Origin of the sequence: Micromonospora sp. NPDC049679 (genome assembly GCF_040659735.1) — a bacterium.
Lineage (GTDB): Bacteria > Actinomycetota > Actinomycetes > Mycobacteriales > Micromonosporaceae > Micromonospora_I.
Genome location: NZ_JBFANZ010000082.1, coordinates 498 through 907 on the forward strand (window position 1 = coordinate 498; position 410 = coordinate 907).

Consider the following 410-nt stretch of genomic DNA (forward strand, 5'->3'; position numbering starts at 1 on the left):
GAGGGCGGTTACCGTCCCCGTGAGGGTGGCTACCGTGGCGGCGACCGTCCCGACTCTCGTGGCGGTGCCCCTCGTGAGGGTGGTTACCGTGGCGGAGACCGGGATTCGCGTGGCGGTGCTCCCCGTGAGGGCGGTTACCGTGGCGGAGACCGGGATTCGCGTGGCGGTGCTCCCCGTGAGGGCGGTTACCGTCCCCGTGAGGGTGGCTACCGTGGCGGCGACCGTCCCGACTCTCGTGGCGGTGCCCCTCGTGAGGGTGGTTACCGTGGCGGTGACCGGGATTCGCGTGGCGGTGCTCCCCGTGAGGGTGGTTACCGTGGCGGTGACCGGGATTCGCGTGGTGGTGCCCCTCGTGAGGGTGGTTACCGTGGCGGTGACCGGGATTCGCGTGGTGGTGCCCCTCGTGTACG

The 410-nt window shown here is 71.2% G+C and carries 1 protein-coding gene; it reads left to right on the forward strand.

Annotation, left to right across the window (positions count from 1 at the left end):
* Window positions 1–34 precede the first annotated feature (34 nt).
* Window positions 35–410: hypothetical protein (locus AB0J06_RS26205; protein ID WP_357432319.1), on the forward strand; the 376-nt coding region annotated here is incomplete at its 3' end.